General features: G+C 44.0%; 10 protein-coding genes and 1 rRNA gene. 6 read left to right on the forward strand and 5 right to left on the reverse strand.

Features of this window, described 5'->3' with window-relative positions; translation table 11 throughout:
- Window positions 1-162 precede the first annotated feature (162 nt).
- The 3 genes from FTU50_RS14560 to FTU50_RS14570 form a co-directional block, all read right to left on the reverse strand.
- Entirely contained in the window at window positions 163-594 is a 432-nt protein-coding gene (locus FTU50_RS14560) for a CBS domain-containing protein (RefSeq protein ID WP_005178410.1), read from the reverse strand.
- A gap of 145 nt (window positions 595-739) precedes the next feature.
- Complete coding sequence (locus FTU50_RS14565; RefSeq protein WP_005178408.1) at window positions 740-1,114, reverse strand: DUF2750 domain-containing protein; 375 nt, start codon at window positions 1,112-1,114, stop codon at window positions 740-742.
- Between the two features lie 136 nt (window positions 1,115-1,250).
- A complete protein-coding gene (locus FTU50_RS14570; RefSeq protein WP_005178404.1) occupies window positions 1,251-1,484 on the reverse strand; it encodes a hypothetical protein in 234 nt (77 codons plus the stop codon).
- Between the two features lie 224 nt (window positions 1,485-1,708).
- On the opposite strand from FTU50_RS14570, the gene FTU50_RS14575 reads away from it, so the two are divergent.
- Window positions 1,709-2,068: a hypothetical protein gene (locus tag FTU50_RS14575; protein ID WP_005178401.1), complete on the forward strand. Its 360-nt coding sequence runs from the start codon at window positions 1,709-1,711 to the stop codon at window positions 2,066-2,068.
- Between the two features lie 102 nt (window positions 2,069-2,170).
- A complete protein-coding gene (locus tag FTU50_RS14580; RefSeq protein ID WP_075174530.1) occupies window positions 2,171-2,506 on the forward strand; it encodes a hypothetical protein in 336 nt (111 codons plus the stop codon).
- Here FTU50_RS14580 and FTU50_RS14585 read toward each other — a convergent pair.
- Both FTU50_RS14585 and FTU50_RS14590 read right to left on the reverse strand, forming a co-directional pair.
- Window positions 2,430-4,013 carry a pitrilysin family protein gene (locus FTU50_RS14585; RefSeq protein WP_168398043.1) on the reverse strand — a complete coding sequence of 528 codons (1,584 nt, stop codon included), beginning with the start codon at window positions 4,011-4,013 and terminating at the stop codon, window positions 2,430-2,432. The two genes, FTU50_RS14580 and FTU50_RS14585, sit on opposite strands and share 77 nt — an antisense overlap.
- Window positions 4,014-4,024: 11 nt before the next feature.
- Window positions 4,025-5,341: a M16 family metallopeptidase gene (locus tag FTU50_RS14590; protein ID WP_370459242.1), complete on the reverse strand. Its 1,317-nt coding sequence runs from the start codon at window positions 5,339-5,341 to the stop codon at window positions 4,025-4,027.
- Window positions 5,342-5,595: 254 nt separating this feature from the next.
- On the opposite strand from FTU50_RS14590, the gene ftsY reads away from it, so the two are divergent.
- The 4 genes from ftsY to FTU50_RS14610 form a co-directional block, all read left to right on the forward strand.
- Window positions 5,596-6,696 (forward strand): signal recognition particle-docking protein FtsY, encoded by a 1,101-nt coding sequence (gene ftsY / locus FTU50_RS14595; RefSeq protein ID WP_016658995.1) that lies wholly within the window; start codon window positions 5,596-5,598, stop codon window positions 6,694-6,696.
- A 272-nt stretch (window positions 6,697-6,968) separates the two neighbouring features.
- A complete protein-coding gene (locus FTU50_RS14600) occupies window positions 6,969-7,562 on the forward strand; it encodes a nitroreductase family protein (RefSeq protein WP_180069849.1) in 594 nt (197 codons plus the stop codon).
- Window positions 7,563-7,725: 163 nt separating this feature from the next.
- Window positions 7,726-8,385: a DUF2057 domain-containing protein gene (locus FTU50_RS14605; RefSeq protein WP_005178385.1), complete on the forward strand. Its 660-nt coding sequence runs from the start codon at window positions 7,726-7,728 to the stop codon at window positions 8,383-8,385.
- A gap of 494 nt (window positions 8,386-8,879) precedes the next feature.
- A 16S ribosomal RNA gene (locus FTU50_RS14610) occupies window positions 8,880-8,998 on the forward strand; the annotation flags it as partial.

Consider the following 8,998-nt stretch of genomic DNA (forward strand, 5'->3'; position numbering starts at 1 on the left):
GTGATGGGAGAGCATGTTCAAGAGTGGATTCTAAATGTTCAGATAAAGACATAAAAAAATGAGCGTATTTACATACACTCATTTTTACTACATTTTTCTAATATTTGCTTAACTGACTGGCATTATCCTGAAGGAGAGTTTTTTGTTTTTTATATTGTCTGTTTAGCTGGCAATATATTGTTGTAGCTGATCAATCAGTTTACGTTGATCATCCATTACTGCTTTTACCAAGTCGCCAATCGACACTAGTCCAACCAGTTTGCCATCTTCTACTACGGGTAAATGACGTAAATGACGATCGGTCATCAGGCTCAAACAGTCTTCTACGCTGGTGCTTTGGGTCACGGTCAGTACCTTTGCTGTCATAATCTCGTTGACGGTGGTGTCATAAGAGGAGCGTTCCATCAGGGCAATTTTACGGGTGTAGTCACGCTCGGATAAAATCCCGACCACTTGACCTTCATGGGTCACCACAAGCGCCCCAATGCCTTTATCGGCCATAATTGAAATTGCTTCGAGTACAGTTGCTTCCGGGCTAACGGTATATATTTCCTGGCTATGCTTATCTTTTAATACGTGTGTTACATTGGTCATTCTGTCTGGTCCTTGCCATTTTTGTTCTTGGTATGGGTTCTAACTTAACCTCAATTTTGAAAAATGCCAATAGTTTTATCATTAGAGGCAATAATCAGCAGTCATATTGTTTTCATTGAGGTTTAATGGTGCATGAATCTCTACGTTAAGCGGTCTTTAACTGGGCATCATTAAAGAAAAAGTGTTTCATTTGCTGTGTGGTCAGCTTGAATTGCTGGCTGGAGCAATGGCACAGCGCCGGTGTGACTTTTAAACGGGTTAAGGTTGGTAGCAAAGAATTCTGAAAATCCTGCGGGCTAATCTGGCGCGGAGTGTAGTTTGGCCAGTGTTTCTTGGCATATTTATAGGCTTGGACACCGTTTAACCAAAAGGGAAAAATAAAATCATCCTGATCGGAGGTCATGGCCCAACCCTGATGATATAGCCCCCAAAGTACCCCGCAATACATCATTGATTTTAGAATACTGATTTTCATGTGAATATCTTGGGCAGCGGGTTTTAAAGACTTAATCTGGTTCATGTCATATAAACACTAATGTGGTGCCTGTATTGTAGGAAATTCAGATGAATAAAGCGTTTAAGCTTTGCGTTAAATCGTAAACAAATATAAAAAACAAATTTCAGGCATTAAAAAACGCCACCTAGGTGACGTCTGTTTATGCTTGCATGGTGGCCATATTCTGCCAATACTGTGCTTTGAGTGAATCGCGTTCTACGCGGAAGCCTTGATAGTACAGTTCAGCTAAGAACATAGCGGCTTTGCCATGACCCGCGCGGGCAACCTGTTCAAGTTCAGCCACAGCATCTTGGAAGTTCATCTGTGATTGAATGGTGTTAACCGCATTTGCATATGCAATTTCAAGATCATGGTGAGAGATACTCTGAATCATATAAAACTCCTTTATTTTAATTATGATCGCAATAAAGACTGTATAGCCAGTCTAAATAATAGTTTATCGAGGTTGTGTTAAACTAATATTACACATTCGTTGAAATGTCAACTAAGAGATGGGGCAGATCCGTGATATTTCAAGTTTACATGATTAAACATTGAACACTCTATAATTTTATTATGATATGCATATAAGAAAGGTAACATAAAAAGGAGAGCCACATGACAAATACAATAGACGGTTTTAACTTTGATCTGCCTTTACGTGCGGAGCAGATTATCGAGCTGGCCCATCATCACCGTAAAAAACTCGATGAGGCGGTGTTCCATCAGGAAATTCATTTAGGTGAGTATTGTCTGGCGCAGCGTAAACGTGTGCATGACTTTACCAGTACACTCGATCCACAGCAGCGTGAAGAATTCTACCGTATTTATAATGGTGAGCTAATCAGCATTGCCGATGATGATGAACTGCATCCGGCTGATGCCGAAAAAGGGGTCAGTATCTTTGCCATCTTCATTGTGCTGGCCATTGTCGCGGGTATTATCCTGTATACCGTATTCCGCGCGCTGATGACTTAAGCAGCAGTGGCTCAATTTTACTCGCCAGTTCGGGTAAAATTGGGTCATCTATCTTGTGCAAATACCGCTAGCATCCTACACTACGGCTATTCGAGGTAGGCTATGCATGACGCAATACAAAAAATTTCTCAATTATTCATTCAATTAAAATCACGACTCACGTTAGAGCAAATTTATAATGGGGTAGTGGTCAGCATTATTGTCATTATTCTCCTGTTATCTTCCATTGCACTTTATCGTCCGGTTGGGTCCGCACAATTTCAGAATATTGAATATTTGTCGCAGCAGTCGATGTATCCTGAAACCCAGGAGATGGCTGTGCGCTTAATGCAGCAACCACAGGTGCGTTATGGGCAATATCTTAAATTGATGCAGGCTCATCAGATGGAACTGGGTCAGGCAAAACAACTTCCTCCTCTGGATGTGGAGGCATATTAATCGCCGGAATATCTTCAACCTGAGGAAGCGATTGACTGCCGGTGGTCTGTAAATTGTGTTGTAAAACTTGTTCTAAAGCCGCTTTGTCTAAACTTTCACTGACCACAATCACAGTCAGATGTTCCGGATGCAGATGCCGGCGTACCGCAGCTTGCACATCTTCGGCGCTAATTTTGCTGAGCTGTGCTGAATATTCACTCAAGCTCTGTGCCGATTGTTCATAAAATCCCAAACTGCCGAGCTGGGCATTAATACTGGCATTGCTACTGTAATGGTTAGGATAGGCTCTTAACAAGCCGTTTTTGGTTTCTTCCAGCTGTTTCGGATCAATCGGTTCGCGGACAAAATCGACCAGTGCCTTATGCGCGACACGAATACTGTCCATCAGTTGATCTTGCCGGGTTGAGTAGCTGATGCGAAATACACCCGGTGCCTGACTAAAACTCATGCTGCTGGATGCGCCATAGGTATAGCCGCGTTTTACCCGCAGTTCTTTCATCAAAACAGAATGAAAGCCGCTACCGCCGAGCATACGATTGGCCACTTCTAGAGCCAGCCGGTCTGGATCATGACGTGTGGTGCCAATATGACCGAGCACAATATGCGCCTGACTGGACTGATAGGGCATGTGTACAATCTGAAAGCCATTTGCTGTGATGGGTGTGGGGAGTGGTGCAGCCGCCTGACCTTGCGCTAAGTTGCCGGCAATACGTTCTGCCAGATTTAAAGCTGCTTTGGCCTGCATTTTTCCGGTAATGGCAATATTCATATTCTGCGCCACCAGAAACTGCTCACGGAACTGTTGCAGATGTTTGGGCTGAATCCGCTGAATACTGCCATTGGTGCCGTTAATTGGCTGGGCATAAGGATGTTGCCCATATAAGCTGCGATACAGCTGAATCTCCATCATCCGGCTGGGATTTTCTTTCAGCTGTTTTTGCCCCAGCTGGTTATTGCTGACCACCATGCCAATACTCTGTTTTTCAAAGGTGGCATGTTTGAGCAGTTCCATCATCATGGCTAAAGCTGGTTCCAATTTTTCCGGGTCAGACAGCACCCGTAATTTGACAATAAACATATCTCGATAGGCTCGCGCACTAAACTGCGCACCGACCTGTTCAAACACGGCAGCCACTTGTTGTGCGTTATATTTGGGCGTGCCTTCATCTAAGAGCTGGGCGGCCATATTGGCCACGCCGTATAAGCCGCTTTCAATTTCCCGATCACGCGCGGCACCGGCATTAAAGGTCAGCTGTATATCCAGAATTGGCAAGTCCTGTGTTTCCACAAACAGGGTTCTGACCTGATAGCGGTTATTCAGGTCATGCACATAAGGCGCGCGATAATCCAATTTCTGCTGATTAATATTTCTGAGACTTTGCAGCAGCGGCAGAGATTGCAAGGTATTTGGATTTTCATCCACTTCGGCGGTGGTATTAACATTGGCCTGTGCAGAACTGATCGCAAATAAGCTGGCCACCAGAACGCAGGAACGGAAATAGGGCATGTCGGTATCCTTTAGGGTGACTTGCTGTGTGGACGCAAATATAAGGTGGTCAAATTGTCACGCACAAAATAGACATTGGCGATGCGTTGAATGTCTTGCGGGCGTACGGTTTCAAAATGCTGGGGCAGCTCATCCATCAGGCGATAACTCAATCCATTCACCTCCAGATTACCCATCATCTTGGCCTGTCCAGCCAGATCATCCTGACTATAAAGCAAATTCGACACAAACTTGGCTGTCACGCGTTTCACTTCCTGTTCATGCACCAGCTCGGTTTTTAGGCGTTCAATTTCAGCCTGAATCGCCTGTTCGGCTTCGGCCAGATCCACGCCATCCACCGGTAAAGCTGAAATGGTAAACAGGCTGTCGCCACGATTATATGGATCATAGCTGACGCTTAAGGCGCTTAAGAGTTTTTGCTCACGAATCAGACGCTGCTGCAGACGAGAAGAAATGCCGCTGTCTAATAAATGCTGAATAATGGTGAGTGCATAGGCATCTTGCGGATTGGTCGCAGTCGTTAGCGAACGGACATTCCAGGCCATATACAAATTCGGCACCTGAACCGGAAAATTCAGTTCCATGTGCCGATAGCCCAGACGTTCAAATTCGCGGACATCATTGCGGGCTGGCAGGCTGCGCGCTGGAATATCGGCAAAGTATTTTTGTACCTGGAGCAAAGCCGCTTCAGCATTAACATCGCCGACAATAATTAAAATGGCATTATTCGGGCTATACCACTGCTTGTACCACTGACGTAAATCCTCCAGCTGGATATTTTGCAGATCTTTCATATGCCCAATAATTGGCTGGCGATAATGACTGGTCGGGTAGGCAATCCATTTAAACCGTTCAAAAGCCAAAGCACGCGGATTGTCATCGGTACGCTGGCGCCGTTCTTCCATCACCACTTTGATTTCGGTGGCAAAATCCTGCTGGCGCAGCAATAAATTACGCATCCGGTCGGCTTCAAGCTCCAGCGCCATCGGAAAATAGGTTTTTGGATACAGCTGATAATAATTGGTGTAATTGGTAAAGGTCGAGGCATTGACCCGGCCGCCGTAAATCCGGCTGAGTCGGGTAAATTCATCATTTGGCACTTTATGCGTGCCCTTGAACATCATATGTTCCAGCGCATGGGAAATACCGAGTAAATTTCCCGACTCATCACTGCTACCAACTTTGTACCAGATTTGAGTCATCACCATCGGCGAACGATGATCTTCACGAATAATGACTTTTAAACCGTTTTTTAACGTGGTTTCAACGGTACTGCGTGCCAGCTCGCTTTGAGTATTGGCCGCCAAAGCGCTCGATGAGAAACCGATCAGAAGTAGGGTAAGGGCGAAACGTTGTTGTTTTAAATGATGAACCACAGCAGGCAAAATTTTATTGTTCAGTATCACAAAGATGATCCGCAATGCATCTGTATTTGCTTTCATTCTTCAGAAACGGGGCAGTGAAAGCAAGGGAATCCTGTAACTTTTTGCAGCCTGCGACACATGATTGGCAATGACAAGTCAAAGCGGGCAGTTTATGTTAGAATCCAACTTTTTAACGCACTGCTTTTCAAGGATTCGGCATGCAACAGCAATCTAATGGGCAAAATAAATTTTTGATTGATGCTGATATCGGGGATGACGATGTCACTTTACCAAGTTTACCTGCGGTAAATGTACCTATCGTTGAAACACCTAAAGTAGAACAAGCACCTGTTTCTGCGCCTGTAGCCACAGAAGCAGCTGAAGAGAAATCAAAAGGCGGTTTCTTCAGCCGTATGAAAGAAGGGTTAACCAAAACCCGTAAAAACTTTGCCGATGGGATGGTCAACATCTTAATTGGTGGCAAAGAAATTGATGATGAACTTTTAGAAGAAGTTGAAGAGCAATTGCTGGTGGCCGATATTGGTGTCGATGCCACCAAAACCATTATTGCCAACCTGACTGAACGTACCGCGCGTGGTGATCTGATTTATTCACACTCGTTGTATAAAGCCTTGCAGGAAGAGCTGGTGGCTTTACTGGCGCCGCGTGTTAAACCGTTGCATATTGACTCGAATAAAAATCCGTATGTCATTCTGGTGGTGGGCGTGAATGGTGTGGGTAAAACCACCACCATTGGTAAGCTGGCCAAACGTTTACAAGGTGAAGGCAAGAAAGTCATGCTGGCCGCTGGTGATACCTTCCGTGCCGCAGCGACTGAACAGTTGCAAATCTGGGGCGAGCGTAATGATGTTGCTGTGGTCGCGCAAGGTCATGGTGCAGACAGTGCCTCGGTCATTTTTGATGCCTTTGAAAGTGCGCGTGCCAAAGGTATGGATGTCTTGATTGCCGATACTGCAGGGCGTTTGCATAACAAAGGTCATTTAATGCAGGAACTGACCAAAGTTAAACGCGTGATGCAAAAAATTGATGCCACTGCACCGCACGAAGTGATGCTGGTGGTAGATGCCGGTACTGGTCAGAATGCGATTAACCAGGTTGAAATGTTTGATGAAGCGGTTGGCTTGACGGGTTTAACCATCACCAAACTGGATGGTACCGCCAAAGGTGGTGTGCTGTTTAATATTGCCAGCCGTACCCATGTGCCTATCCGCTTTATTGGGGTGGGTGAAAAAATTGACGACCTACGTCCATTTTCAGCCAAGTCCTTTGTGGCAGCGCTGTTTGAAACAGACAAATAAGCAGCTCAACAACTCCGCGATTTGCGGAGTTTTTTTATATATCCTTTAAACTGTAAAAAACCAATAACTGATATAAACCTAGAGCAGGGATGATGCTCATCCGCTTTGACGTGCTTTAAAATCTAACTTGTTTTCATAAAATCTACGATAAGCGCGGTTATTGTTCCATAAATGCAACACATTGTTATAAAACTGGGGCTATTTTCCAGCCCAGGCAGCCACTAAGATAAATCCATCTGTTATAAACACAAGACCATACCAAGGAAAAAGATATGTCATTTAAAGATCATTTACTTAAACGCCGTACCATTTACTCAATTGGTAAAAATGTGGCGCTAGATGAAGCAAAAATTGAAGAAATTATTAAAGAAGCCGTTCGTTTAAGCCCATCTTCGTTTAACTCGCAAACTTCACGTGTGGTGATTCTGTTTGGTGAGTCACATGCCAAATTCTGGGAAATTGTACGTGAAACCTTGCGTAAAATGGTGCCGGCTGAAAACTTTGCATCAACTGACAGCAAAATTAGCAGCTTTGCCGCAGGTTTTGGTACTGCGTTATTCTATGAAGACCAAGATGTCGTGAAAGCACTGCAAGAACAATTTGAACTATATGCAGATAACTTCCCGGTATGGTCAGAGCATTCAACAGGGATTGCCCAGTTTGCAACCTGGATTGCGCTGGCAGAAAACAACATTGGTGCATCGCTACAGCATTACAACCCGATTATTGATGAAGAAGTTGCGGCGACCTTTGATGTACCAGCCAACTGGAAATTAAGAGCGCAACTGGTGTTCGGTTCAATTGAAGCACCAGCAGGTGATAAAGAGTTTATGAATGATGCAGATCGTTTTAAAACTTTTCACTAAGTTGCACAGCTAAACCAAAGAAAGGGCGCATTCAGCGCTCTTTTTTTATGGCAAAACGCCACTAAAAAGAGAGAAATTGGGCTTTAATAGTTTTTGTCATAAAACTGTCATTTCAGCGCTGCATAGTGCAACTAAAATTGAACAATCGACTAGAGTGAACAGCATGGCTTTACGTTTATCCTTCGCAGCACTGGCTTTAAGTTTAAGTAGTACAGCTTTTTCCGCAGTGACTATTACGGCACCGGAAGAAATTAAAGTTGAAGGTTTAAATGGTCAGGAAGTGAAAAGCCGTCTGTTTAGCAGCAATCATAACTATAGCGTGCAGCCTGGCGAGAATGTGCTGAGCGTACGTTATGTACAGTTTTTTGAAGAGCATCCGGGCATTGGTTCACACGATATTGTACGTTCGGGCATCGTGCATATTAAAACTCCGGTTTTACAAGATAAAGCCACATACCGTTTAGGGCTGGTGAATCCACCAAAAACGCATGATGATGCCAAGGAGTTTGCCAAGCAGCCGGTATTCGGTTTATTTGATGCGAAAAATCAGCTGCTGGTGCAGCAGGCTGGAGCCAAAGATTTAAACCGTGGCATTTTACAAAACTTATTTAGTACTTCTTCAACAGAATCTGCGCAGGCCGCACCTGTATCGGTGACACAACCAGCAGCGGTGTATAGTCCGCAAGCAGTCGTGACAACCAAACCCGTTGCAACTGTTAGCAATGTTGCCGGTGCAGATCAGCAACTGATTCAGCTGTGGCAACAAGCGTCTAAAACAGAACGACAAAAATTTATGTCGTGGCTGGCAGAACAGGCCAATTAAAAACCGCAATAAAATGAAAAGATTATAAAACCAGCTTCGGCTGGTTTTTTATTTATAGATTTAAAGTCTAAGTGGACTACTTTATTTTTATAATTACTTAGCTAAACTTAGTAATACAGATGAAATATGCAGCAATCTGGTTTAAAAATAACCAGACAGGTACTTTTTTCTTAAAACTTTATAAAATGTGCTTGCAATGATTCTGAAATCCTCTAGAATGCACCCCATACCGACGAGATACACGGTGATGAACGAAGCGGATCGCTGAGTTGTTGAGTGTTTTGAGTCCAGCTTCTGGCACTGACGAGGTGTTGGAAAGATCATTAAGAGATTATGAAGAACAACTTGTGTGGATTTTTACTGGTTGATTAATCGAATATATTTTCATTGATTGATTGGTTTAAATTACTCGAAGTTTATTTGAGCGAAATTTAAGTCAGAAAATTGATGAGCCAGAATTAGTACTTTGTCTTAACTAAAGTACACAATGATTTTAACTGAAGAGTTTGATCATGGCTCAGATTGAACGCTGGCGGCAGGCTTAACACATGCAAGTCGAGCGGAGCGAGGGTGCTTGCACCTTAGCTTAGCGGCGGACGGGTGAGTAATGCTT

This window comes from Acinetobacter sp. YH12112 (assembly GCF_013418945.1).
GTDB classification, from domain to species: domain Bacteria; phylum Pseudomonadota; class Gammaproteobacteria; order Pseudomonadales; family Moraxellaceae; genus Acinetobacter; species Acinetobacter indicus.

Bases quoted from the DNA above. Each gene is read 5' to 3' on its own strand.
- FTU50_RS14560 (WP_005178410.1), bottom strand. From the start codon at position 594: ATGACCAATGTAACACACGTATTAAAAGATAAGCATAGCCAGGAAATA.
- FTU50_RS14565 (WP_005178408.1), bottom strand. From the start codon at position 1,114: ATGAACCAGATTAAGTCTTTAAAACCCGCTGCCCAAGATATTCACATG.
- FTU50_RS14570 (WP_005178404.1), bottom strand. From the start codon at position 1,484: ATGATTCAGAGTATCTCTCACCATGATCTTGAAATTGCATATGCAAAT.
- FTU50_RS14575 (WP_005178401.1), top strand. From the start codon at position 1,709: ATGACAAATACAATAGACGGTTTTAACTTTGATCTGCCTTTACGTGCG.
- FTU50_RS14580 (WP_075174530.1), top strand. From the start codon at position 2,171: ATGCATGACGCAATACAAAAAATTTCTCAATTATTCATTCAATTAAAA.
- FTU50_RS14585 (WP_168398043.1), bottom strand. From the start codon at position 4,013: ATGCCCTATTTCCGTTCCTGCGTTCTGGTGGCCAGCTTATTTGCGATC.
- ftsY (WP_016658995.1), top strand. From the start codon at position 5,596: ATGCAACAGCAATCTAATGGGCAAAATAAATTTTTGATTGATGCTGAT.
- FTU50_RS14600 (WP_180069849.1), top strand. From the start codon at position 6,969: ATGTCATTTAAAGATCATTTACTTAAACGCCGTACCATTTACTCAATT.
- FTU50_RS14605 (WP_005178385.1), top strand. From the start codon at position 7,726: ATGGCTTTACGTTTATCCTTCGCAGCACTGGCTTTAAGTTTAAGTAGT.